The sequence below is a fragment of the Roseomonas sp. WA12 genome (assembly GCF_054165765.1).
Window position 1 is genome coordinate 512804 of record NZ_JBSTUI010000002.1, and the last position, 23447, is coordinate 536250.

22 protein-coding genes and 1 pseudogene are annotated in these 23447 nt (G+C 62.7%); 18 read left to right on the forward strand and 5 right to left on the reverse strand.

Going from position 1 to position 23447, the window contains the following annotated elements; translation table 11 throughout:
• Positions 1 to 156 precede the first annotated feature (156 nt).
• The 6 genes and pseudogenes from ACVBD7_RS24900 to ACVBD7_RS24925 all read left to right on the forward strand — a co-directional run bounded on the left by ACVBD7_RS24900 (position 157) and on the right by ACVBD7_RS24925 (position 5429).
• On the forward strand, positions 157 to 984 hold the full coding sequence (locus ACVBD7_RS24900) for an IS6 family transposase (RefSeq protein WP_458098177.1): 828 nt from the start codon (positions 157 to 159) through the stop codon (positions 982 to 984).
• A 374-nt stretch (positions 985 to 1358) separates the two neighbouring features.
• Positions 1359 to 2186, forward strand: a complete 828-nt coding sequence (locus ACVBD7_RS24905; protein ID WP_458098178.1) for an alpha/beta fold hydrolase — start codon at positions 1359 to 1361, stop codon at positions 2184 to 2186.
• 41 nt (positions 2187 to 2227) lie between these two features.
• Positions 2228 to 2959: a hypothetical protein gene (locus ACVBD7_RS24910; RefSeq protein WP_458098179.1), complete on the forward strand. Its 732-nt coding sequence runs from the start codon at positions 2228 to 2230 to the stop codon at positions 2957 to 2959.
• Positions 2960 to 3401: 442 nt separating this feature from the next.
• Positions 3402 to 3838: pseudogene (locus tag ACVBD7_RS24915) on the forward strand (IS66 family transposase); the annotation flags it as partial.
• 346 nt (positions 3839 to 4184) lie between these two features.
• The gene (locus tag ACVBD7_RS24920) at positions 4185 to 4997 is read left to right on the forward strand and encodes an SDR family oxidoreductase (RefSeq protein ID WP_458098180.1); all 813 of its coding nucleotides are present in this window, start codon (positions 4185 to 4187) and stop codon (positions 4995 to 4997) included.
• Between the two features lie 24 nt (positions 4998 to 5021).
• On the forward strand, positions 5022 to 5429 hold the full coding sequence (locus ACVBD7_RS24925) for a GlcG/HbpS family heme-binding protein (RefSeq protein ID WP_458098181.1): 408 nt from the start codon (positions 5022 to 5024) through the stop codon (positions 5427 to 5429).
• A gap of 367 nt (positions 5430 to 5796) precedes the next feature.
• On the opposite strand, the gene ACVBD7_RS24930 is transcribed toward ACVBD7_RS24925, so the two are convergent.
• Both ACVBD7_RS24930 and ACVBD7_RS24935 read right to left on the reverse strand, forming a co-directional pair.
• Entirely contained in the window at positions 5797 to 6123 is a 327-nt protein-coding gene (locus ACVBD7_RS24930; RefSeq protein ID WP_458098182.1) for a DUF6880 family protein, read from the reverse strand.
• Positions 6044 to 6310, reverse strand: a complete 267-nt coding sequence (locus ACVBD7_RS24935; protein ID WP_458098380.1) for a DUF6880 family protein — start codon at positions 6308 to 6310, stop codon at positions 6044 to 6046. The genes ACVBD7_RS24930 and ACVBD7_RS24935 overlap by 80 nt, the downstream gene beginning before the upstream one ends.
• A 160-nt stretch (positions 6311 to 6470) precedes the next feature.
• Between ACVBD7_RS24935 and ACVBD7_RS24940 the strand changes: the two genes are divergently transcribed.
• The 4 genes from ACVBD7_RS24940 to ACVBD7_RS24955 all read left to right on the forward strand — a co-directional run bounded on the left by ACVBD7_RS24940 (position 6471) and on the right by ACVBD7_RS24955 (position 9749).
• On the forward strand, positions 6471 to 7817 hold the full coding sequence (locus ACVBD7_RS24940; protein WP_458098183.1) for a glycosyltransferase: 1347 nt from the start codon (positions 6471 to 6473) through the stop codon (positions 7815 to 7817).
• Between the two features lie 318 nt (positions 7818 to 8135).
• Positions 8136 to 8288, forward strand: a complete 153-nt coding sequence (locus ACVBD7_RS24945; protein ID WP_458098184.1) for a DUF1127 domain-containing protein — start codon at positions 8136 to 8138, stop codon at positions 8286 to 8288.
• Between the two features lie 369 nt (positions 8289 to 8657).
• Entirely contained in the window at positions 8658 to 8984 is a 327-nt protein-coding gene (locus ACVBD7_RS24950; protein WP_458098185.1) for a hypothetical protein, read from the forward strand.
• A 120-nt stretch (positions 8985 to 9104) separates the two neighbouring features.
• The gene (locus ACVBD7_RS24955) at positions 9105 to 9749 is read left to right on the forward strand and encodes a DUF938 domain-containing protein (protein ID WP_458098381.1); all 645 of its coding nucleotides are present in this window, start codon (positions 9105 to 9107) and stop codon (positions 9747 to 9749) included.
• Positions 9750 to 10232: 483 nt separating this feature from the next.
• On the opposite strand, the gene ACVBD7_RS24960 is transcribed toward ACVBD7_RS24955, so the two are convergent.
• The 3 genes from ACVBD7_RS24960 to ACVBD7_RS24970 form a co-directional block, all read right to left on the reverse strand.
• Positions 10233 to 12437 carry an ATP-binding protein gene (locus ACVBD7_RS24960; protein WP_458098382.1) on the reverse strand — a complete coding sequence of 735 codons (2205 nt, stop codon included), beginning with the start codon at positions 12435 to 12437 and terminating at the stop codon, positions 10233 to 10235.
• A gap of 134 nt (positions 12438 to 12571) precedes the next feature.
• Positions 12572 to 13531 (reverse strand): cytochrome-c peroxidase, encoded by a 960-nt coding sequence (locus tag ACVBD7_RS24965; protein ID WP_458098186.1) that lies wholly within the window; start codon positions 13529 to 13531, stop codon positions 12572 to 12574.
• Positions 13528 to 14202, reverse strand: coding sequence for a winged helix-turn-helix domain-containing protein (locus tag ACVBD7_RS24970; RefSeq protein ID WP_458098383.1), 675 nt, complete (start codon positions 14200 to 14202; stop codon positions 13528 to 13530). The genes ACVBD7_RS24965 and ACVBD7_RS24970 overlap by 4 nt, the downstream gene beginning before the upstream one ends.
• 1024 nt (positions 14203 to 15226) lie before the next feature.
• Between ACVBD7_RS24970 and ACVBD7_RS24975 the strand changes: the two genes are divergently transcribed.
• The 8 genes from ACVBD7_RS24975 (at position 15227) to ACVBD7_RS25010 (ending at position 23318) form a co-directional block, all read left to right on the forward strand.
• A complete protein-coding gene (locus tag ACVBD7_RS24975) occupies positions 15227 to 15529 on the forward strand; it encodes a hypothetical protein (RefSeq protein ID WP_458098187.1) in 303 nt (100 codons plus the stop codon).
• A 131-nt stretch (positions 15530 to 15660) separates the two neighbouring features.
• Complete coding sequence (locus tag ACVBD7_RS24980; RefSeq protein ID WP_458098188.1) at positions 15661 to 16266, forward strand: hypothetical protein; 606 nt, start codon at positions 15661 to 15663, stop codon at positions 16264 to 16266.
• A 1198-nt stretch (positions 16267 to 17464) separates the two neighbouring features.
• Positions 17465 to 18388 (forward strand): LysR substrate-binding domain-containing protein, encoded by a 924-nt coding sequence (locus ACVBD7_RS24985; protein WP_458098189.1) that lies wholly within the window; start codon positions 17465 to 17467, stop codon positions 18386 to 18388.
• Between the two features lie 113 nt (positions 18389 to 18501).
• The gene (locus tag ACVBD7_RS24990; RefSeq protein WP_458098190.1) at positions 18502 to 19692 is read left to right on the forward strand and encodes a CaiB/BaiF CoA transferase family protein; all 1191 of its coding nucleotides are present in this window, start codon (positions 18502 to 18504) and stop codon (positions 19690 to 19692) included.
• Positions 19689 to 20441, forward strand: a complete 753-nt coding sequence (locus ACVBD7_RS24995) for an SDR family NAD(P)-dependent oxidoreductase (protein ID WP_458098191.1) — start codon at positions 19689 to 19691, stop codon at positions 20439 to 20441. The genes ACVBD7_RS24990 and ACVBD7_RS24995 overlap by 4 nt, the downstream gene beginning before the upstream one ends.
• A gap of 16 nt (positions 20442 to 20457) precedes the next feature.
• The gene (locus ACVBD7_RS25000; protein ID WP_458098192.1) at positions 20458 to 21261 is read left to right on the forward strand and encodes an enoyl-CoA hydratase/isomerase family protein; all 804 of its coding nucleotides are present in this window, start codon (positions 20458 to 20460) and stop codon (positions 21259 to 21261) included.
• Positions 21262 to 21276: 15 nt separating this feature from the next.
• Positions 21277 to 22308, forward strand: a complete 1032-nt coding sequence (locus ACVBD7_RS25005; protein ID WP_458098193.1) for an HpcH/HpaI aldolase/citrate lyase family protein — start codon at positions 21277 to 21279, stop codon at positions 22306 to 22308.
• Between the two features lie 32 nt (positions 22309 to 22340).
• Positions 22341 to 23318 (forward strand): Bug family tripartite tricarboxylate transporter substrate binding protein, encoded by a 978-nt coding sequence (locus ACVBD7_RS25010; protein ID WP_458098194.1) that lies wholly within the window; start codon positions 22341 to 22343, stop codon positions 23316 to 23318.
• Positions 23319 to 23447 lie beyond the last annotated feature (129 nt).

The window sequence follows — 23447 nt, forward strand, 5'->3', positions numbered from 1 at the left end:
GCTTTGGTTCTCAACCCACCAGGACACGTCACGCAGTGTCGGGATGGCATCCGCCAGCCGGATCTGTCAGCTCTCGCGCCAGAGAAGGGCGGATTGGCGAACTGGGGTAGGCGTGGATAGGCTTCAGACAGGGTGAGGGTCGGCCGGGAGCCTGAGATGGAGTGCGTGGACTGCGGCTCGGCCGAGGTGACGGAGCGGCGGGGCCGTACAGCCCAGGGTTACCGACGCTTCCGGTGTCGCAGTTGCGGGCGAGGGTTCAACGCGCGCAGCTCGGGGGTGCTGAACAGGGCGCAGTACCCGAGCGACGTCATCGCGCTGGTGGTGCTGTGGCGCCAGCGCTACCGCCTGACCCTCCGCGACCTGACCGAGATGTTCCTCATCCGCGGCATTGTGTTCAGCCACGAGACGGTCCGCGCCTGGCAAGCGAAGCTCGCATCGTTGCTGACCTGTGACCTTCGGCAGCGCCGGCGCGGGAAGAGCGGCGCCGGCCGCCGCTCCTGGCACGTTGACGAAACCTATCTGAGGGTCCGGGGACGCTGGTGCTACTTGTATCGGGCAATCGACCGGAACGGTGACCTCGTCGACACCCTGCTGAGCGAGCACCGCGACATGACGGCCGCGAAGGCGTTCTTCCGCTCAGCCAGGTCCGCCACAGGCATCATCCCCGACCAAGTCACCACGGACGGGCATGGCTCCTACCCGCGGGCGATCCGCTCATCGCTGGGCAAGCGGGTGACCCACCGCACCAGCGTCTTCAAGAATAATCGGCTTGAGCAGGATCACCGGGGCATCAAAGGCCGGATACGATGCATACGTGGGTTCAAGAGCTTCACCGCAGCTGATCGGTTCTGTCGCAGTTACGACGAACTCCGCAACCACCTCCGCCCTCGCCTCCGGCACAACCAGCATATCCCCGCCAACCGCCGCCGCACGCTTCATCTCCGTCGCGCGGCAACCGCGCTTTCCATTCTCGCGGCAGGGTAGGCCGGCAGCGTCAGCCGGCTTGCGATAGCAAATTTCGCGCGAGAGCTGACAGAACCGCCCGACTGGCCGCCAACCTGACAATGCCGCCAGCGGTCATGAGGGCCGCATCGGTAGGCAGGATACATGACCGCACCCGACCGCGGCGCCACGACGTCACATCGCTCTCGCGTCGCAGGGGCCGTCCACACAGGACTCTCAAGGGGCAGGTCAAGCCAGCAAAACAGACGAACCATGTTTCAACAGTAACGCGAATACTCGCAGCGGTCATCGAGTTGCGATCGGGCACGCGCAGTCTGGGCGCCTTCGGCGGTGCCGCGAGAAGGTGAGGGCAAGAACGCTGCCTTCGCTCTTGATGCTTTCTAGGACGACGAGACATGACCAGCACCGAACCGACCCGTCAGACACATGACATCGATGGCTCATCTCTTGGCATGATGGCGATCGGCTCCGGCGCACCGGTTTTACTCGGGCCGAGCTTCCTTTGGGACACGGCGATGTGGGCACCCCAAATCGAGGCGCTTGCCGGCCGCTACCGCGTCATCGTGCCCGATCTCTGGGGCCATGGCACATCCGGCGCCCTACCGACCGGGACGGCGACAATGCGTGACCTCGCGCGGCAGTACCTTACGCTGCTTGACCGGCTCAACGTCGACCGCTGCACGATCATCGGCCTCTCGGTCGGGGGCATGTGGGGGACCGAGTTGGCCCTGATGGCGCCTGAACGGGTAGCGGGTCTCGTGCTGATGAACACCTCGCTGGCGGCTGAGCCGGAACAGGCTCGGGACAGCTATTTTGCCATGCTCGACGCCATCGGTACTCACGGCACGGTGCCGGAGCCGATCCTCGATGCCGTGGTGCCGCTTTTCTTCTCGCCCACGGTCAGGACCCGGCATCCCCGACTACCCAATGCCTTCCGCCAGACGCTGCGCGACTGGCCGCCTCAGCGGCTGAAGGACAGCATTGCGCCGCTTGGCCGCATCATCTTCGGTCGTCGTGATCACCTGCCGGCACTCGCCGGTTTGTCGATGCCGAGCTTGGTGATGACGGGCGAGGACGACCTTGCGCAGCCTATCGCACGAGGCCAGGCAATGGCGAAACGGATCGGGTGTCCCTTCGTGGCGATTCCGGAGGCGGGCCACATCTCCAGCCTGGAAAACCCCGACTTCGTCAACCAGGCCCTACTGAGCTTCCTCTCGGAGTAAAATCAGCTAACCGACGATTGCATCGACAATGAGACACACGCATGACGCAGAGACGGAAGAACTTTCAGGCGCTCCGCCATTGGGCGACGAAGGAAATGAAGCTCAATCAGGCCAAACATATGGGCCATCTGGAACCAGGTCACCTGCTTGCCGGCAACGTCATAAACCACGTTTCGTGGACCCACGACGACTTCAAAAAAATCAACGGTGGAATTTGCGCTGCCCTGGTCGGTCAGTGGCTCGGAGAGAAAATCCACTCCAGCAACTCACTATTCTCCCGGCGGCAGAAAACCTTCCGCCAGGGTAAAACCGATCAGGTGCCCGGCATCATGCGGAGTGCCGCTCCTATTCAGATTGCGTATACTTCGACGGGCAACGAAAAGTCCGTCCTGGACGCTAATGGTTTGCGGTTCGACGACAGCACCGATTTCACCGGATTGGTAGAGGTGCGACCGGACGCGGGCTTCAGCCCGATAATCCAGATCGCACCGTCGTTTTCGGCCATTTGTCGATCCACCCAGTTCCGCCAGGGAACCGGTCTGTACATTGGGCTGAAGGTTAGTACCACGACTGGGCTATCCGGGCACGCAGTGGGTGCCTACAAGAGTCGAGGCGGACACCTGTATTTTTTCGATCCGAATGTCGGCATCTACAAGGTTCACAGATCTCTTGAATTTCTTGACGAATGGGTGCGTGCTTATAGCGACTTAGGGCACGATGTTTCCATGTCGGGCAACACCAATGACGGGTTCAAGTCGTGTGTGGGGGTATAGCAGTCGCACCTGACCGCGACGACCAAACAGGCGCTGCTGCATCGGAAAGCAACTCTTCCGATGCCATTGCCGAGCGAACAAGAAGGTAAGCGCGCACTGGGTGGGTCCGGCACAGGCGACTAACCGTTAGCTTACTAGTATGGAGCCAGCGTCTTTGACGCGGCTTGAAAGTTCACGCCGCGAAGACCTGGACGCGTCCTCGGGAAGAGCCTATCGCTGACGTTGCTTCCTTGTTTCACTTTACTGCAAGCATCGACAGTTTGCTCAATCACATCGTCACAAGGTCGGAGATGCGCCAGATCGTTCGTTCAACGGCCTTCGCCTTGCTAGCACTGGCGGACACGACCAAGGCAAATTCAGTCGACCCGCTGCCGGGGTGCAGTGCCGCTCGTTAGCTGACAACAGGCGGCTTTCCTGTGCGAGTTCCCTGAGAAGCGTGGACGCACGCCTGCAGCGCCGCCAAGCTGTCGTGGCCCCGCTCGACACTGACCTCCATGCCTGGATGCTGGAGACCAGGGGCAGGCTGTCACGCCACAATGACCTCGCCAAGGCGCTAGACTACGCCCTCAAGCGCTGGGAGGCATCCACCGGGTCCTCCACGACGGCCGGATCTGCCTCAGCAACAACGCAGCCGGACGCGCGCTCCGTGGCATCGCCCTTGGCCGAAAGGCATGGCCGTTCGCCGGAAGCGACCGCGGGGGCGAGCGGGCCGCGGTCATGCTCTCCCTCATCAGCACGGCGAAGCTGAACGACGTCGACCCCAGGGCATGGCTCCCTGACGTCCTCGCCCGAATCGCCGACCACCCTGACTCCAGGCTCGGCCAGCTTTTCACGTGGAAATGGAAGCTCGAAGTCACGCCATTCTTGGCCGCCGCCTGACCGCCAACCGCGGTACTCGGCGGATGGATAGTTCCACTCTTTTCGGATCACAATGATCACGGTCCACGAACTCCACATTTCAGGGAAAACTCACAACAGGCCTTGTAGCGCCCCTCGTGCTCGCCGGCACCATGACCGGTCCTGCTCTTCTCGCCTTGCCCAAGCAGATCCTCGCTCTTGTCGTCGCCGCGGATGGAGCCCAGTGGTGTGCTGCTCGCGCCAGCGATATCGACACGAACGAACTCGCGAGACAGTAGCCGCAACCGGTGAAAGGCAGCGACGAGGCATCTTCCCTAACTGCCCTGTCGTCAGTGCATCGGGCACTGTCCAACACTGGGGAAAGTAGATGAGCGACCGTAAGACTATCCTGATCACCGGCGCTGGCTCGGGCTTTGGGAAGGGAGCCGCCATCGGCATGGCCCGCAATGGGCACGACATCATCGCAACCGTCCACGTATCTTCCCAAGTGACGCCCTTGCGCGAGGAAGTCCAGGCGCTCGGCCTCAGCGAGCGCTTCCGCGTTGAGCGTCTGGACTTAACGGACGCATATGACATCAGCCAGGCGGTTGGCTTGGATTTCGATGTACTGTGGAGCAACGCGGGAATGGGCGAAGCTGGGCCTGTATGGGAAATCCCGCTCGACCTAGTGCGCAAGAACTACGAGATCAATGTGTTCTTGCCACTCCTGCTGACGCAGGGCGTGGTGCGGCGCTGGGTCAAAGCAGGCAAGAAGGGCAAGGTAGTCTTCACCTCCTCAATGGGCGGGCTCTTCACCCCGGCGAACTGGGGGACCTACGTCTCGACCAAGCACGCGCTAGAGTCGATTGCCGAGGCGCTGCAGCAGGAGCTGTCGACGCACGGCATCAAAGTACAGACGATCAATCCCGGCGCCTACTACACCGGTTACAACGAGACGATGGCAGACAATCCGTTCCGCTGGTTGGATGACAGTATCCATGTCACTAAGCGTGCCGACCTCCGCCGTAGCTTCGACGACTTCTTCGCGACCCCCGAGGGACGCATGGACCCGAAGGAAATGATTGACCGAATGATCGAGATCATTCCTTCCGACGAAGGCAAGTTCCGCAACGTTATGCCGAAGGCGATTGAGGACATGCTGAAGAATCATCAGCACGCGGCGTGGGACAATGTGATCTGAGCTGCAAGGAGCGGACAGAAATCCATGAGCATCACTCGACAACAGGCGGAGGCCGCACTTGTCGCAGCCTCCGCTGAGGCTGAAGTCCTTGGTGTGCCGATGAGCATTGCCGTGCTGGACGCAGGCGCTAATCTAAAAGCCTTCATGCGTATGGACGGTGCGTTACTTGGCTCCGTCGACATAGCAATCGGCAAAGCAAAAACGGCGGTGCTCTTCGGCCTGTCGACGGAGTCGGTGGGCGATTTCTCCAGACCGGGTGGTTCATCTCCGGGGCTGGAACAGACCAATGGCGGGCTGGTGGTATTCGCCGGTGGCCTACCAATGCACGCCCTGAACGGTGAGGTCATCGGTGGCATCGGTGTCTCTGGCGGAGCGGTAACGCAGGACCGGCAGGTAGCCGCGGCCGCGCTGACCTCCCTCGCCACCAAATGAGAGGGCAGCCGATTGCGCAAAGTCGGCAGTCAGAATCAAGGCCGACGACAGGAATCCCACTGCGCGCAATCCTGGTCTGACCGCTGGACCAAGGTCGCTGAGTAATGACGTCCCGCGACTGTGTCGTCTTCCCCCCGGCATGAGTCGCGGGCCGTGCTCCGCCATCAAATCGCCGGCGTCCGCCAATATACGGAGGTAAGCGCAAAGCCGAATGGCGTTGTTTGTCGCAGAGAAGCGTCTGCGTGGCGGCAAAGTGTTCAAGCGCCGTCAAGGCCCCGGGCACGCATCGGGCACCTAGGGGTCAACTCGCAATGCCTGCGGCGACCGTCGGCATCTTGCGCGCAGGGGCGTCGAACTGCCTAAGAATCTATCGATGTCGCCAAGTGCGTCCACGACTTGCGGCAGGATGAAGCTGGCCGTGATCGTCGCCGACAAGGACCACGGACGATAGGTTAACTCGTTCGGCCAGCGGGCCAAAATCCTGGGCTGCGGCTCGGAGTGCTTCGGACAGACAACCGCTGCCATCGTCGGCGCGCGTGAGCACGCCTCCGGCATAGCCGAACAGGCGCCAGAGTAGTTCGAAGGCGTTTACGAGATTGGACGGAGCAACCACGTCAAGCCTGGCGCGGAGTTCGGCGCCCGATCGAGCCACGTTTCCGCTTCCTTGATCCGGCCCCCTGCTTGGTAATGGCACGCGCCGTTTCGCCTGCCCCGCTACGCCCGGCCAGAGCCGAGCGGAGCTGACGCCGGGCGGCAGCATTGTAATTGCTGTCCGCCCTGAGCGGCTCTGCGAGCCTCGCCGTGCCGAATGCCTCGAGTTTCCTGGCGTTCAATGTCTGGCTCTGGGAGCCTGAGCTTCTGGTGCGGTAAGGGCACCACATCAACGGATGTCTCGTCGATCGTTGGGCAGACACCACTTAAATTTCAACGCTAACGCAATTCCGCGCGGTGCTCATCGCGCTGCAACCGGGCGCGAGCAGACGGTACTCGTTCATCGCTGTCTGAAACAAGCGGACAGCCCACGAGGAGTTCCGGACCTTCATGAGGATCCTGTTCGCATCCACGCCCATACTTGGCTGCCTCAACCCGCTACTCGCCGTTGCGCGCCATTGCCTTGCGCGTGGTGACGAGGTCGTCGTGGTCACGGCGACGGTCCTCAGAGCGCCGGTACATGCTGCGGGAGCGCGCTTTCTGCCGCTGGCCGAGGCCGCTGACCTAGACTACACGCGCCTTCACGAAATCGTTCCAGAATGCGGCCTCCTCCCACCCGGTCCGGGCAAGATGAGGTGTCAATTCGAGCACCTTTTCCTGGACATGATGCTTCCGCAGGCTGCCACACTACAGCAGGCGATTGCGCAGGAACGTCCAGACCTCATCGTGGTCGACAACCTGTTCTTCGGTGCGATGCCGCTGATGCTCAATGAGCACGCATCCCGTCCGCCGATTGTAGTTCTTGGCATCACCCCAATGACCCTCGACCGACCGGACGGGTCGCCCGTCATGCTCGGCCTGCCACCCACCAGTAACAGGGTGGAACGCGCCCGCTATGCGGCCATTGCTGCAGAAGTCAAAACGACGTTCCTAAGGCCGGTACAGTCCTATGCCAACGCACTCCTAGCGGGTGCAGGTCTTCCGCCGCTTCCGTGTTCAGTCCTGCACTCGCATCATACGATGGCGGATATCTACCTGCAGCTGACCGTACCCGGGTTCGAGTACGACTACGGGGCGCTTCCGCCTCAGATCCGCTTCGTCGGCGCTCTTCCGGTGCCTCGGGTGGAGCTACCTCGGCCGGGCTGGTGGGAGGAGGTCGGGGCAGACGGACGGCGGATCGTGCTTGTCACACAGGGCACCGTCGCTAACCACGATTTCGGGCAGCTCGTTCAGCCGGCGCTGAAGGCCCTTCACGATCACGACGACTTCCTGGTGCTCGTCTCCACAGGCGGTCGCCCAATCGAAAGCATCCGGGGACCTATTCCACGAAACGCTCGGCTCGCGAAATTCTTCGACTTCGGCGCGCTGCTGCCGAAGGTAGACGTGCTGGTGACGAATGGCGGCTACGGAACGGTTTCGCTCGCGCTGCGCGCCGGCGTGCCGGTCGTCGCTGCCGGTTGCGCGGAGGATAAGGCGGAGGTGGGCGCACGCGTGGCGTGGTCCGGGGCCGGCGTCGAGATCCCCTCGCAGGCGCCCGATGCCTTGGCCCTGCGCTCGGCGATCAACCGTGTCCTGTCCTGGGGCGCCTACCGCACCCATGCACGCGCGCTTGCCAGTGAGTTCGCCGCATTCGATACGCCACGCCTGATTCTCGACGCGATGGACGACCTCGTCGGCAAGGGGCAGGCGTATCGCAATGGCGCGAGCGCCACATGGGGTCAGTCGCGCGCGGCGTGACGGCCATCCCAGCGAGAGCACCGACACCGTGTCCAGCCGGCATGCAGGCTGAGGTTTCGGCCGAACCGTAATCCCGGTGGCCCGACACAGGCCGGTAGGACGGAAAAGGCATACTGCACAAGGTCTCGGTAGTTGCCGGCGGCATTCCAGCGGCAGGTCACGCCGATGGCGAACGGATAGATAATGCAAATTACGATCAGCTACTTGACCAGGTTCTGCCGTTTGCGCGGAAGCGCGCGGGTAAGACCGCGCCGGGTCCAAATACAAGTCCGGATCCGACGTTGGGCGGGTCTCCTGCGCAACTCCAAGGCGAGGTGCGTGCGGGAGATCGTGATCCGCCACAACGCTGCGCAGCTCAAGGATCTTCCCGATCGATTGCTGCACGACATTGGCTTGAACCGCTCGAATTTTGAGCTCGCCGTCCGCTATGGCCATTCCGACCGAAGCGCCTCCTGGGCGGACTGGCTTTGAGTGCCCCTCGCCGGGTAGTTGTGCATCGTGAGTTCAAAGATCAGACCCGCATGCCTCATGCCGGCCAATGCAGCAGCGCCGCGCCCGGCAGCGAGCGCATCCTCCTGCCACCGCTGGTGCTTTGCGCGGGGATCATGACGTGTGTCTTGCTCCGGTATTGGAATGTCGGGCCGGGCAAGAAGGCGAACATCGTCGGCATAGGCGGGCATGGACGCGTAGGAGTTGGGCTGGCCTCCGCGAGCGACGCGTATGTCGTGGCGTTTAATACGTCCGTTTCGAGGTGCAAGGAGGCCTACGCGCTTGGGGGGGCGGACGAAGTGCTGGCTTCCAGCAGTCGGGCAGTGGTGGAGGCATTCGTGCAGCCTCGAAGTGAACTTCAACACCGTGGCCGCGACGCACGACTTCGACGCCGATGTCGTGCAGTTCAAGGTCTATAGGGCGCTGGTGCTCAGCGGGAGACCAGGAACTCCGAATCCGTCGCCGCGAACATCTCCGATGCTGATGGTCCGCCGCAGCAATGCCGCCCCCCTAACTACAGGCATCGCCGATGCCCCGGAAATGTTCGAGTTCTGTGTGCGCGAGAACATCGGCGCTGACATCGAGCCTGTTGCGAGAACGGCAAGTGACACCGCAATCGCCCGTATGCGAGCGGGTAATGTCAAATACAGGTTCGTGAATGCCAGGGCGGCGCTCTGACACGGCGCGTACTGGCTCGGCAGCAATATTCAGATCCGTTGTGAGCGCGGTGATAGAAGACGTTAATGGCATAGCTAAGCGTGAGACGCCTGCTGCGAACGAGGGAAAGGAACTTAGATGATGGGCGAAAATCCGGCTCAGCCTTGGCTTCCTGCCGAGGCCAGCGGCGGGGTGCGCAAGCACGCCCCCGCTACGCTGCGCAACCGCGACGCGATCGTTGCGGCTCTCAGGAATTGGCTGCCTCCGCAAGGGCTGGTGCTCGAGATAGCGAGTGGGAGCGGCGAGCATATTGCTCACTTTGCCACCCTGTTTCCGAACTTGCGTTGGCAGCCCAGCGATCCTGACCCGCACGCATTGGCCTCGATTGAGGCGTGGCGCCGAGGTAGCGACGCGCCAAATCTCCTCGCGCCGCGATTCATCGATGCAGCCGCGGCGGCATGGGACGTCGAAGCCGTGGATGCGGTCCTGTGCATCAACATGTCCCATATAGCGCCCTGGAGTGCTACTTTAGGTCTTATTGCGGGCGCTCGCCGCATATTGGCGACTGGCGAGCCACTGATAATTTACGGGCCATTCACGCAAGCAGATGCCGTAACAGCGCCCAGCAATGCCGCATTCGATCGGACTCTTCGTCAGCGGGACCAAGAGTGGGGGCTGCGTGCGGTGGAGGACGTGGTTAAGGCATGCCAGCAAAGCGGGTTCGGCGCTGCCGACATCGTTTCGATGCCTGCCAACAATCTCTCTCTGATGTTTCGCGTAGCCTGACGACTAGAGTAGGATCGATGAAGTCGTGTTGGAGGGCCTTTCTGGCCGACGCGGACCTGCCATCTCGTGAGCACCTATCCGTTCAATTGGTCGAACCCGTGCTGGGCGTCAGTGTATTTCGCATCGCCTATCCGCCGACCCGGTGCGAGGCGCCACTTTTAGAACCAAGGAAAAGCCTGAAGCTTATCGGCGCAAATATCCTCGTCGAGGAAACCGACACCCCGCCTTGCCCTTGACGCAATGGACGATCTCGTCGGCGGGGCAGGCGTACCGCGATGGCGCGCCCGTTTCAAGACGGTCAGTCGCGCGCGGCGGAAAGACTTGTCAGAGAGCACCGACGCCGTGTGTCGCCTACATCGGGTTGAGCTTACGGTCAAAGCCGATCCCGGCGGCCGGACACCGTCCTGCAGAGCAGCAGAGGGGTGCCGGTTAGATTTCGGAAATCGCAGCAGGCATCACAAGTGCGGAGATCGAATTCTTTCCTTATGCCGGCCGGTGCGACAGAACCGCGCCGAGCGCGGCAGCCAGCGCATTCTCCTGCAGCGGCAACTGAAGCTGAGCAGACGGGGTGCCTTGTTCAGCACCGTTACCCGCGGCTGCCACGATCAGCGGCGGAGCAGATCCTTTCCGCCGTAACCAGGCGAGCGCCAGAGCGGGCGGATCGATTGCGAGCACAGCGTCCACCTCGGTGAGCAAGGTTTCCGCATTACTGGACGCGCGTCGCAGCGCGGCGAAAGAGAGGAACACGGGCTCGCAGCCGAGATCCGCGAGCATTGTCTCCACATCGGCGGCCCGCTCCTCCTCTGTCAGCAACAGGATGCGCTCCCCGCTTCCGAACCAGCGCCCATCGACCAGTTCCATTGCGAGCGCCCGGGGCAGCCATACCTCGAAGCAGCTACCGCCCTCGGGTAGCATGACGACGTTGATCGTCCCTCCGTGATCGCGGACGATCTGCCAGGCGGTCGATAGGCCCAGCCCGGTGCCTCCGGGACGGGTTGTAAAGAACGGCTCGAAGAGGCGCGGCATAATGGTTCGGGGGACGCCGGCGCCCTTGTCCGACACGGCGACCACGACATAGTTGCCTGCTTCCAGAGTGCCATGACTGAGGTACGCCACATGCGCGGCGGCTCGTTCAGACGCAATCATAGTGATCTGGGCGTTCTCTGGAGAGGCAGCGCGGGCGTTATTGCAGAGGTTCATGAACACCTGCTGCAGACGAGCAGCGTCTCCGACGACCTCCTCCGCCCTGTCCGCATCGACGACGATACGGCCCTCCCCGGGGTGGGCGGCGCGCAAGAGCGCTACTGTCTCCTCGAGCAATGCCGCGAGACGGACGCGCCGGCTAGGGACGGAACGACGACGAGCGAAGCCGAGGATGTCGTCGATCAGCGCCCTGGCACGCTCCACTGCGGAGCCGATCTCGTCGAGGTAACCGGCGATAGCGCTTCCCCGCCGAGCACGGGCCTGCGCCATCTCGCCGAAGCCGCCGATGGCACCCAGGATGTTGTTGAAGTTATGGGCCAAGCCGCTCGCGATCGTGCCAATCGCCTCCAGTCGCTCCGCATCGGCGAGCCGGCGTTCGAGCGCGATTCGACCAGCGTCCGCAGCCTCTCGTTCAATGGCCTGTCCGATTGCCACGAGTGCCATCCCAAGGCCGGCAAATAGCTCCGGGCGGCGCTCCCGCAGCTCTGGGTCGGCTTCAATGCCGAGCATCACCCCGCCGCGCTTGCCATCGCGTAGTAGAATGATTTCCGACTCAGCATCCTCGCCCGTCGGCAGTGCAAGGACGTTTCCGCTCCAACCAGGCATCGCGTCGGCGCCCTCGATCCGTGCTTTGATCCGCTGCCCCTGATCATCCTGCAGCACCGGCCATGCAAGGATGTGCATGGGTGACCGATCGGGGCGCGCGACCAGTGCGCGAGTGACGTCCCTATGACCAGCCAAGTGCTTCAGAACCCGGACGATCCGGGCATCCGCATCCCCTTCGCCGGGGGCCAGTAAGAGCTCCGCCACGGTTGCTCGCAGATGCTCGTTCGCGCCCTGCCAGCGGAGGCGCCGATGGCGCTCGTAGGCCAGCAGCGATAGCGTGCCTCCGCAAATGAAGCAGGCCAGGACGCTTGCGGATAGCGAAAAGGCAAGCTTCTTTCGTACCGCACTGCTCTCTCGATCTGCTTGAGAGATTGACTGCCGCACACGCTCGACATTGGCCTCGACGCCGGGTTCATCCAGCGCCCGCAGGATGTCGTCCACCCTCGGCAGCAGAAAGATGAGAAGTCCGGCCTGCGCGGTAGCAGCGGCGGCGGCCGGACCGGTCGGTCCGAAGCGTTGAAGCTCGTCACGCGCCGCCCTGGTCACGTCCGGGCTCGTGTCAAGGGTAAGCCGGAGAATGAAGGCAGGTAGGTCGGCGCCGGCGTCGGCGGGCGTGTTGCTCAGCAGAGCGAAGCGGGCGAGCGCGTTCTGAAGAAGAGCGTTGTCGCTTTTAAAACGCTCAACGGCTGCGTGGCGGGCCCAGGCACCGTCCGCCAAGGCCTGGGTAGCAGCCGCGAGGTCCGCCCGATCAGTGGACAGTACCGCCAACTCGCGAATGGCGTCGTCGCTCGCCGTCATGGATCGGTTTATTCCGTCGTAGTGGCGTGAGAGCCCGACTCGTGCGCTAAGCACCTCCCGCAGCAGCGACTGGTGAGAGATGGCGTGTGCATCGAGGGCTCGCGTCGCGCGACCGCTCCACTCTCGATCGGCATCGCGGTGCTGAAGTGCTGCGCCGAGTCCAACCGCGAGATGGATTGACAGCACCAGCGCACCCCGCAGCAGCCACTCCGGCCTCATCGTGGTTCAGCGGCGCAGCCGTCCTCGGATCCCGCGGGCGACCGGAGGGGCTCGCCTCGATAGCGACCTGTGAGGGAGCAGAGAAAGGCCACAATATCTGATACTTCGGCGGTCTCAAGCATCAGGTCCAACTGCGCGAGCCCCATGGCGCGGACCGCGTAAGCGAGCGAGGTGGCACTGCCGTCATGGAAGTAGGGTGCGGTCACCCCGACATTGCGAAGGCTCGGCACGCGGAGAATCGGAGGCCCCGACTCAGTGAGCGGGCGAAAGATGCCATAGCGCTGCTGCAGGTTTGCACCGACATTCACCCCTTGATGACAAGCGGTGCAGCCGACCGAGCGGAACAGCACGTAGCCCCGCTTCTCCTGCGCCCCGATCGCATCCACGTCGCCGTTGAGCCAACGATCGAAGGGACTGTCCGGGGTGACCAAAGTTGCGACATAGGCGCTTAGCGCGTCCACCAGGGCGGCCGCATCGGGCGGCCGGCCGTAAACCCCCCTGAATCGCGCGACCGTCGCACCGTCCTCCCTCAACCGTGCGACGGCGATGCTCTCCGAGCCACCCATGAGGTCGGGATTCCGTAGGGTGCCTTCGACGAGGGCGCGGAGGGTAGAAATCCTGCCCTCCCAGTTCAGCCGGAAGCTGTAGGAGACGTTGAAGACGGTCGGCGTGTTGAACGATTGAACTCCACCTCTATCGCTGACGTCCCGAGCGCGGGCGCTCGCACCGTTGCTCGCTGGGTCATGGCAGGTCGCGCAGCTGGTACGTCCTGTGCCCGATAGGCGCGGGTCGGAGAACAAGGCCTCCCCCAATAGCTCCACTGGCGAGCTTCCGCCGGATGCAGCCGGCACCGGGAGGATAGGGCCATTCCGGTTGAATTCCTCAGGCGCTGAGTCGCCTGCCCCGCCTAGGAAGAACGCCGCCGCAACGGCAAGAGCGCGAACGTGCGGCCTCATGCCTCTCGCACCTCGGCGTCGAACCGGTATCCGACGCCGCGCTCCGTGCGGATCAGCCGGGGTGCTCGGTGGTCATCCTCCAGCTTGCGGCGAAGCCGGAGAATCTGCACGTCGATGCTGCGGTCGAAGACGTCCTCGTGTACTCGCGTCGCTTGAAGCAGGTACTCCCGCGTCAAGGGCCGCCCCGGAGCACCCACGAAGGCGCAAAGGAGCGCGTACTCGGCCTTTGTTAGGGGTGTGACCTCTCCCGCAACGTCATTCAACACGCGCCGCCGCTGATCGAGTATCCAGCGGCCGAACAGGTAACGCCGCTCGTCCTGCCGTTCGGGCTGCAGGCGGTCCATTCGCCGCCGCCGCAGCGTCGCCCGGATCCGGGCGAGGAGCTCGCGCAGGCCAAAAGGCTTCGTCATGTAGTCGTCCGCACCGAGTTCCAGTCCGACTACGCGGTCAACCTCGTCGCGCCGGTGGCCGGTTATGACGATAACCGGGACCACGCTGTTGCGCCGGAGCTCCCGCAGCAGATCGAGCCCGTCGTCGGCGCCGAGATGGATGTCCAGCACCACGAGGTCCGGGGGATCGGAGCCGACGATACGCGAAAGGGCCGCGCGGTCGGCCGCGACGCTGGTGCGGAAGTTGTGCTCGACGAGGTAGGTGTCGATCATGCGCCGCATCGCCGGGTCGTCATCCACCACCAGGACGTGGGGGCGCTCGATCGGGCCATGTGCTAGCGCAGGTTGGCAGCCCGCGCTGCGTGGATCGGCTTTCGTCATCGGTTCCATCGCGCTCTGCGAAACTCCCATACGTTGTATAATGGTGGACACTCTAGTGGCGTGTCTAAGACCAGTCTGGGCCTTTTGTGGCCGGCCCAGGAGTACGGTTGGAGTCCCCTAAACCCGGCGGTCGCGGGTCAAGCTGAGAACTAGGCCCTGTTGCGATTTTCCGAGAAACGCGCGAGCGATCTTGAGCCAGCCGGTGTTGGTGGATAAGGGGTGCAGACATTCGCCATGACAGACACAGCGGATGCCTCCCTTTTCGCGTGGCCGGCGTAGAGGGAGAGTGAGCTGGCGAAGCCTTTGCACTGACGGTAGTTCCTGGACGCCAACAGTTCGCCTCATCCGCGCCCGCGATACCATGCAACGCGCCTCAATTCGATTTCAGCAGTTCGCCATACTGTTACCAATGACATGGAAGCCGTGGCAGCTGACGTGCAGGCCGAGATATGCCTCGCTCCGGCACGGCTCTGGTGTGCGACATCTCAATTACGCGGCTGCGTCGAGGAAGCGTTAGAAGCGACTTGGATTTAGCACGCGGTAGTGCTTCCGGCCTCGCATATGGGCATTTCTGGAGCCTTAAGCTACCGCTGTAACGGTTTAGGGGCCTGTGGCAATAGCGCCGTAGCAGAGCCACGCGATCTTCCGCTCATTCCGGGCAATGAAAGAAGACAGAGATGACCAAAGCCAACGACCGTTGTTAGCCGGAGCCGCAGGCCACCCTTGGCCATCGGATCACGTCGCGCTGGTCGGCGTTTGAGGCCGATAGCCCATGCTGGGTCTCCGGAGTGACCTGCTCGATCGTACCGCCCGACTTACCGTCCGACGAATGCCCACGCTTGATGTCGTCCCAGAAACACTTGAAGAGCGCCCAGGGCCGTGCCGCTGCACGCCGCTGAGTCAGCCACGGAAGCTATCTCGACCAATGCGTACCGACAGCTTTCCAGGGGCCGACCACATTGTTGCAGCGCGGCCTGGATCTCTTGACCACGCCTCGCCGGATCTGAAGCCTAGTGAGTTCACTTGCCCGGTGACAGCCTTGGCGCCAAACATCGCAGCGCATACGGACGAGACGAGAAGCCTTCGCCGGATCAATGATCCAGTGTGCTGGGCGCTGCTGGAGAGTGAACACTTCATGCACTTTGTTCCGAAGGCGTTCGGCGGCATGGCAAAAAACCTGGACAGCTTAAGTGACGTCACCCTGCCGATCGCTGAGACCTGTGCTTAGTCTCCGACAATGTGTCGAAACCAACTTGGTAAGCCGTCTAGACCTCTCCCTCCGAGGAGGTCTTGAATGTAGCCCGAAATTGGATTTCGAAGCGGCTGTAAGCTTGTGTTCAAATTTGGGAGGTTCCTATTATGCCTGATCGTATACTTATCAAAGGGTCAGGTGCGCTTGGCCTGATCAAGAACAAAGTCGGGACGCTTGGAGATTTGGTAAGGCTTATCTCAAATATCCACCAAGGCGGAAATGCAACCTCCTGCAACTATACTGCTCAGGTGTTGGGAGATGCTGTTTCTACAAGTGCCATGACTGCGCCCCGAGCTTTCGGCTCTTATCCCTCGAAAGACAAAGTCAACATCATCGGTCGACTCCTGGACCAGCCCAAATTGGTTTACATCAACATCAGCCCGGACCACCACTTCATCGTCATCCCTTTGGACGCTGATAAGGTAACCATCCTGCAGGGATTTCAGGGCGTCTACAATCTTCTGGACTGGATGCAGAGACGAGGCGACGGCGTAATTAGAAAATCCGAATTCATCTCTCACATGCAGGATCTAGTTTCGGGTGATGAGAGACGAAAGTTGTCTGCTGCTGCGAGGTTGTTTTCGTTTAGTATCCTTTACGAAGGAGCCGGGCCACCGCCAGATAAATTCGCTCTACATGCCGAACTGCAGGTAAATCTCTATTTTCGAGGGAAGACAGTTACCATTCCCGCAGTCGGCTACAAAGACTTATAGCCTCCACCGTTCATGACAAAGCAAGCCAGCGCTAGTGCGTTCGTGCGCAGTTGAGCATGTGTTAAGGTGCTCTGCCTTTGCAGCTCGTACCTCGGCCATCATCGGTGAGCAGCGCCTCCAGCTCTTAGGGAGCTGCGACTTCCGCTCATTCGCTTCCGCCTCCAAGCGGGCGCTCCTGAAGGCCATGTCTGTCTCCTCGCTGAACAAGATTTGAAGACCTGTCACGCCCTTGGTTATCCGATTACTCCCACCATACTGGGCTTTATGCGTAGTCACCGAGCGCATGAGCACCGGGTCCTCACTGGAGGCCCGCGAACTCGAACACTTTGGAGATCATCTGCTTGCGGCGTTTAGCGATGGATAAAGCCCTTTTCGATAAAGGCGGAGATCGCTGAAGCAGCATCAGCTCAGCGATCGCCCTGGCTCCGGTCGCTCTGAGTAGCCTTGCTAACGTCACTCTGGTTGCTTTTGCCGACCTATCGGAGCGGGTGTTTTTGGGTGTGCCGTGCTGCCGGTGAGACCTTGCCGCCCTATGCGGCGCGACGAGCAGGCTGGAGGGGGGAGCTTAGCCATGACAGCGCGTCGCGATGCATACAAGAATGAACGAAGCGGCGAGGCGGACGACGTAATTATGCGCAACGGCGGCGGCCGGTGACTTGTGCATTCGGGTGTAACGGCGCCGAGTTGGCGAACAAACGCCATTTCCCAAAAGACAGAGCACCAATTCCGGACGACAGCGGTCGGAGAAGATCGAGCAATGACTTAGTCCTAACCTTGTAGCTCAAATCCTCCAAGTCCCAGCTTTGGAGAAAGAACGCTTTACCGGCGAGAAAAGACGCCGCTCGTTGCTTCTTTGAATTACAAGGGCGCACGCTGAAAATTCAGGAAGGACGCGAGTCAGGAGTAATGAAAACCAATCTCTCGAAGAAGCTTATAGCAGGAGGGCGCCAGCACAATGTCCTTGTCGCCAGCGTGAATTCCAGTCCTACTCGCAGTTGATGGTGGGACGCACTGACCGCGAAGGCCGCCGCTCATGCGGACCGCTTCGCGGATACCGCGAACCAGGTCGCGGTTTACAATACCGCGTTGCCGCCCGAACATCCAGAAGAGGTCGCAGGCCTCATCTCCTTCCTCGGCGGATCGAGTCGACGCTGCATAGCAACGAGTCCATTGTGGCATTGCACAGCACGAGATCGCCATGGAGACGCGTCGCCTCGAATACTTTGTGTTCATCGTAGATGTAGGGAGTATAACGAAGGCCGCCGCGCAGATCGGGATCGCTCAGCCCGCGTTGAGCCAGCAACTTGCCATTCTGGAGGCGGAGTTCAAGACCAAGCTCGTCGACCGTACTCCGCAGGGGGTCGAGCCAACGGCGGCCGGAACAGTCCTCTACCAGACAGCTCGGATCGTATTGCGCCACATCGAGCGGGCACGTGATGCAGTCAAGCTCGCCAGCGCAACGCCGTCCGGCCCCGCTTCCGTCGGCCTCCCGATCAGCACCGCAATGCTGCTGTCCATGCCACTACTACAGACCATGCGGTCCAGGTATCCCAACATCCAGCTGCAGATCACCGAAGGGCTCAGTGGGCATTTGCGGGAGCTTCTGATTCGGGCACGGCTCGACGTTGCCCTGCTGTTCGAGGCGTTGCCGACACCGGGTCTAACGATCGAGCAACTTTGGTGCGAAGAACTGCTGCTGATCGCTCCGGCGAATTGCAGCCTTCCAGATCCAATTTCCCTGGAAATGGCGGCATCACTGCCCCTGATCATGCCAGCGACTGGCAATGGCGCGCGAACGGTGCTCGACGCGGTGCTGGCGCGCCACGCCTTAACCCCGAAGATTGCCGCAGAGATTGACTCCATCGCTACCTTGAAGCGCGCTGTAGAGGCGGGGCTAGGATACACTTTCCTTCCCTGGGCGGCGGTGCACCAGGAGTTGGCTGAATCGCGCCTGAGCGCGCTCGCGGTCGAGGCTATTGGGCTGCAGCGGATGGTTTCCCTGTGCACGCCGTCGGGCCTACCGCCCACTGCCGCGGCCGAGTTGCTGGCGCACCAGATCCGCGATCAAGTGGCCGAGCTACTGAAGTCCAGGCGCATCCGGGGGGTCCGGCCGCCGGGCTGACCTCGCAGCGCCCCACATCATTTACTTATGCCGGTAGTTCGAGGGACTGTTATGCACGTGGACTGACCGGCCTTACTCCCCTCCCAACCTTACAAGGTGGAGGAGAGACGCCAGTGAGTGGGCCCCTGGACGGCATCAAAGTTCTAGACCTGACGTCCTACATCGCTGGCCCGTTTGCCTGCGGACTGCTAGCGGATCTGGGCGCCGAGGTTATCAAAGTCGAAGCCTTGGAAGGCGACATGCAGCGCCGCTTGCCCTCGACGGCTCCCGGGGAGGCCCGCTCCTTCCTGGGACTGAACCGTCGCAAAAAGGGTATCGCCGTCAATCTAAAGCATGAGCAGGGCAAGAAGGTATTGCGCCGCCTAGTGCGCAACACCGATGTGCTCGTCGAGAACTTCCGGCCCGGCGTAATGGCCCGGTTAGGATTGGACTACGAGGCGCTCCGGCGCGAGAAGCCCGATCTCATCTACTTCGCCATCAGCGGCTACGGCAGTGCGGGGCCGGGCAAGAGCAATCCCGGCTTCGACACGGTGCTCCAGACCTACACCGGGATAGCCGCCTTTCAGGGCGCTGCCACAGGCTCCCAGCCGTCAACTGTATGTGGCTCGATCCTAGATTACTACGCTGCGGCCCTGGCGGCGTTGGGCGTGACCGCCGCCCTGCAGCATCGCAGCCGTACTGGCGAGGGCCAGTTCGCCGAAACCTCGCTGCTGGCCTCAGCCCTCGCGCTGCAGGCCGGCCGGTTCGTCTGGGTGGAGGGCGAGCCCCGCGAGGTCAACCGCGACCTCCAACTCGGACGACTGTCCAGCGTGCATCCGACGAAGGAAGGACACCTCTTCGTCTCCGCCCACACGGAGCGGTTCTGGGGGGCGCTCTCCAACATCATCGGAGCTCCGGAGCTGGCCGCCGATCCGCGCTACGACTCCATGAGGAAGCGCACGGAGCTGGCCGAGGAGATCGTGCCGAAGCTGCGGGCAGCGCTCGCGCAACGCCCGGCGCTAGAGTGGGAGGCGCTGATGCGCGGCCATGTTCCATCCGCCGCGGTGCGCTGCATCGAAGATATGTTCGACGATCCCCAAGTCCTCGCGAACGACCTGATGGCGACGATGCACCACACCAGCGGCCAGTCCTACCGCGGGCTAAACGCGCCCATCCGTTTTGCTGCAGCTCCGGTTGGCCCACCATCGGGGGCGCCGGAGCTGGGCGAGCACACGGAGGCAGTTCTGCGCGACCACGGCTGGACCTTTGCCGAGATCGATCGCCTGCGCCTGGACGGCGCCGTAGCGGGAGGAAGCCTGTCATGAGCATGGGGCGGCAGGTGGCCGTGGTCACGGGGGCTGCCCGCGGGATCGGCTCCGGCGTTGCGGCGCACCTGGCCCGTAGGGGATTTGTCGTTGGCATGATCGATCGTGATGCCGAGCCTCTCGACCTCACGGTGCAGTCCCTGCGCGCTGAGGGACTGGACGTCCACGGCGCCGTGGCCGACCTCACCCAGGGCGCCGCAGTTGATGCCGCCTTCGCCGCGATCCAGCGCAATACCGGCCCCATAGGCGCTCTGGTCAACAACGCTGGGGCGGTCAGGGACAAGCGCTTCCTCCGTATGGAGGAGGAAGACTGGGACTTTGTGCTCGCCACCAACCTACGGAGCCAGTTCCTCTGCTGCCGCGCCGTGTTGGCGGGCATGTCGGATCGAGGATCGGGACGGATTGTCAACATGTCGGCTCGCGCTTGGCTCGGCGCCGCCGGTCAGGCTGCCTACTCCGCCGCAAAAGGCGGGACCGTCAGCCTCACGCGCAGCCTAGCCATTGAGTTCGCCGGCCGAGGCATCACCGTCAACGCTGTCGCGCCTGGTGTCATCGATACGCCCCTGTTTCGCAACTTCAAGCCCGAGCTGCAGGAGAGGCTGGCCACCACGGTGCCCACCGGCCGCATCGGCACCGTCGAGGACGTGGCCGCCGCGGTCGGTTTCTTCCTTGACCCGTCATCCGCCTACATCACGGGTCAGACCTTATACGTGTGCGGCGGCCGCAGTCTCGCCAGTGCAAGCGTCTGACCGGGGGCGTCGCAACATGACCATATCCCTTGAGATCCGCGGCAGGGTCGCCCTGCTCACCGTCGAGCGACCGGAAGCGCAGAATGCGCTAGACCTCGACACGATACGTATGTTGCGCAGCCTCTTGGTCGACTTCCGCGACCGGGACGACCTGCTCGTTGCGGTCATCACAGGGCGCGGGCCAAAGGCATTCTGCGCAGGCGCTGACCTGAAGAAGACCACGACCTCCGCCGCAAGCTTCGCCGAGGCCCTGCCGCGCTCACGCGAGGCCGCGGCCACCATGGGGCTATACACCCGGCTGATGGAGCTTGCCGACCTAGAGATCTGGAAGCCGCTGATCGCCGCCGTGAACGGCTACTGCCTGGGTGGCGGGCTCGAGCTGGCGCTCCAATGCGACCTGCGACTGGCCGCAGAGAACGCTACATTCGGCCTGCCGGAGCCGATCGTCGGCTCTATTCCCGGCGTGTCCGGCGTCCATCGGCTGATGCGGGCCATCCCCGCCGCTCAGGCGATGCAGATGGCCCTCACAGGCAGGCCACTCTCGGCGCGGGATGCACTGAACTGGGGGTTGGTGTCAGAGGTAACCGCGCCGGAGGCGCTGCTAGACCGCGCTCTTGAGATCGCAGGGCAAATTGCCGGAAACGGCCCGCTCGCGGTGCAGGCCATCAAGCGCCTAGCACGGCAGACCTCGCATCTTAGCGACGCCGACGCGCACCAACTGACCGAGCTTGTCTGGGGCACCATCCGCGACAGCCAGGACCGGGCGGAGGGCCGTGCCGCCTTTGCAGCCAAGCGTTCCCCAATCTTTCGCGGCGCCTGATGTGAGGAGAAGAAGATGCGACCTGCCCGCCGCTTTCACGATGCGCTCGCAATCGGCGCTCCCGTGCCACACCGTAGCGTCCCGGCGCAGTTGGAGCGGATGATCCACTTCATCCCCCCGCACAATCAGCGAATCCTGGCGCGCCTGCCGGAGTTGCTGGCCAGGGTCGACGTCCTACTCGGCAACCTCGAGGATGCCGTTCCTGTCGAGGAGAAGGTGGCGGCGCGCCAAGCGCTAGTCGAACTCGGACGCAGCGGCCGGCTCGGCAACACGCCGTTCTGGGCTCGCGTGAACACCCTCGACAGTCCTTGGGGCCTCGACGACCTGCTTGCAATCGGAGCGGCAGGCGACGTCGTCGATGTGGTGATGCTGCCGAAGGTCAACGGCCCGTGGGACATTCACTTTGCGGACCAACTCTTAGCGCAGCTTGAGGCAAAGCACGGCGTCCGGCGTCCCATCCTGCTGCACGCGATCCTTGAGACTGCTGAGGGGATTGGCCAACTCGAGGCGATCGCGGCCTGCTCGCCGCGGCTGCACGGCATGAGCATCGGGCCCGCCGATCTGGCCGCATCGCGCGGCATGAAAACCACGAGGGTGGGCGGCGGGCACCCCGACTATCGTGTCCTTGCGGATGCCGATGCCGATGCCGAAGGCCGCAGTCCGCGACCCAGCTTCCAGCAGGACCTCTGGCACTACACCTTGGCTCGGATGATCGATGCCTGTGCCGCAAATGGGCTCAAGGCTTTCTATGGCCCATTTGGCGACTTTTCCGATCCGGCAGCATGCGAGGTGCAGTTCCGAAACGCCTTCATCATGGGATGCGCGGGGGCTTGGACCTTGCATCCTTCTCAGATCGACATCGCTCGCCGCGTGTTCACGCCCGATGAGGGCGAGGTCTCGATGGCGCGCCGAATACTTGCCGCCCTGCCGGATGGCTCAGGCGCGGTGATGATCGATGGCCGCATGCAGGACGATGCGACCTGGAAGCAGGCAAAGGTGCTCGTCGATCTCGCAGATGCAATCGCGGCCCGAGGCGTGCTGACCTGACCTGGCCGCCGCTACTGAGGAGGAAACAAAAAATGGATAAGGTCTCGCTCTCCCGCCGTGCCGTGTTGGGTCTCAGCGGCGCCGTAGTAACAGGCGTCCCCAGGCTGGCCTATAGCCAAGCGGAGAAGCCCGTGCGGCTGATCGTGATCACCCCGCCCGGCGCCATCACCGACACGTCGGCGCGGCTCATCGCGGAGGGGCTACGCTTGCGGCTTGGGCGTCCTGTGGTCGTCGAGAACAGAACAGGCGCTGGGGGCAACATCGCAACGGACTACGTGGCAAAGTCCACGCCCGACGGCGACACGCTGCTCGTCACGTCCAACAATCACACGACGAACCCGTTCCTCTATCGCCGGCTGCCCTACAATGCCGAGCGAGATCTCGTGCCAGTCGCACACGTGGTGAACTTTGCTCTGGTACTCGCCGCTAATCCGGGGCTCAGAGCAGCCACCATTGCGGATCTACTCCGCCTTACGGGATCGGCGCCGGGTACGATCACCTACGGAACGGGCGGTAATGGAAGCCCGGGCCACCTGGCAGTGGAACTGTTCAGGCTCAAGTCAGGCATCAAGTTGCAACATGTGCCGTATCGCGGCGCCGCGGCGGCAATGACCGACGCGGTCACGGGCCAGGTGCAGCTAGCGGCTGGGTCACTGTCCTCCGCTTTGTCATTCATCGCCGAAGGCAAGCTCATCGGCCTTGCAGTCACGGACCAGGCACGTTCGGCCTCCGCTCCAAGTCTGCCGACCATGGTTGAGGCCGGAGTTGTCGGCTACGACTACACCGGATGGATTGGGCTTATGGCTCCGCGCGGCACGCCGGCGGCGGTCATCGAGACGCTGAACGCCGCCGTGAACGCAGTCACCACCACGGCGGCGTTCCGCAACAGCGTAGAGAGTCAGGGCGGCGAGGTGGTTCAGGCGTCGGCCGATGGCTTCTTGGAAATGCTCCGGCGCGACTTCGTCCGTGATCGGGATCTTATTAGTCGTGGCGGCATTCATATGGAGTAAGCTGTGGGTCGTTATCTTCACCACTGTGTCCAATATTAAGGCCGCCGTAAATCGTCGTGGGCTTGGCACGTCCTCCTTTAGCCGCTGCTCAGTCGGTCCAGCGTGCCATCATCAAACTCAAGGAAAACT

Excerpts from the sequence above, each read along its gene's own strand:
- ACVBD7_RS24935 (WP_458098380.1), bottom strand. The coding sequence starts at position 6,310 with ATGTGGTGCCCTTACCGCACCAGAAGCTCAGGCTCCCAGAGCCAGACA.
- ACVBD7_RS24995 (WP_458098191.1), top strand. The coding sequence starts at position 19,689 with ATGAGCATGGGGCGGCAGGTGGCCGTGGTCACGGGGGCTGCCCGCGGG.
- ACVBD7_RS24955 (WP_458098381.1), top strand. The coding sequence starts at position 9,105 with ATGGGCGAAAATCCGGCTCAGCCTTGGCTTCCTGCCGAGGCCAGCGGC.
- ACVBD7_RS24970 (WP_458098383.1), bottom strand. The coding sequence starts at position 14,202 with ATGCGGCGCATGATCGACACCTACCTCGTCGAGCACAACTTCCGCACC.
- ACVBD7_RS24920 (WP_458098180.1), top strand. The coding sequence starts at position 4,185 with ATGAGCGACCGTAAGACTATCCTGATCACCGGCGCTGGCTCGGGCTTT.
- ACVBD7_RS24925 (WP_458098181.1), top strand. The coding sequence starts at position 5,022 with ATGAGCATCACTCGACAACAGGCGGAGGCCGCACTTGTCGCAGCCTCC.
- ACVBD7_RS24980 (WP_458098188.1), top strand. The coding sequence starts at position 15,661 with ATGCCTGATCGTATACTTATCAAAGGGTCAGGTGCGCTTGGCCTGATC.
- ACVBD7_RS24900 (WP_458098177.1), top strand. The coding sequence starts at position 157 with ATGGAGTGCGTGGACTGCGGCTCGGCCGAGGTGACGGAGCGGCGGGGC.
- ACVBD7_RS25005 (WP_458098193.1), top strand. The coding sequence starts at position 21,277 with ATGCGACCTGCCCGCCGCTTTCACGATGCGCTCGCAATCGGCGCTCCC.
- ACVBD7_RS24910 (WP_458098179.1), top strand. The coding sequence starts at position 2,228 with ATGACGCAGAGACGGAAGAACTTTCAGGCGCTCCGCCATTGGGCGACG.
- ACVBD7_RS25010 (WP_458098194.1), top strand. The coding sequence starts at position 22,341 with ATGGATAAGGTCTCGCTCTCCCGCCGTGCCGTGTTGGGTCTCAGCGGC.
- ACVBD7_RS25000 (WP_458098192.1), top strand. The coding sequence starts at position 20,458 with ATGACCATATCCCTTGAGATCCGCGGCAGGGTCGCCCTGCTCACCGTC.
- ACVBD7_RS24965 (WP_458098186.1), bottom strand. The coding sequence starts at position 13,531 with ATGAGGCCGCACGTTCGCGCTCTTGCCGTTGCGGCGGCGTTCTTCCTA.
- ACVBD7_RS24975 (WP_458098187.1), top strand. The coding sequence starts at position 15,227 with ATGCGTACCGACAGCTTTCCAGGGGCCGACCACATTGTTGCAGCGCGG.
- ACVBD7_RS24905 (WP_458098178.1), top strand. The coding sequence starts at position 1,359 with ATGACCAGCACCGAACCGACCCGTCAGACACATGACATCGATGGCTCA.
- ACVBD7_RS24985 (WP_458098189.1), top strand. The coding sequence starts at position 17,465 with ATGGAGACGCGTCGCCTCGAATACTTTGTGTTCATCGTAGATGTAGGG.
- ACVBD7_RS24940 (WP_458098183.1), top strand. The coding sequence starts at position 6,471 with ATGAGGATCCTGTTCGCATCCACGCCCATACTTGGCTGCCTCAACCCG.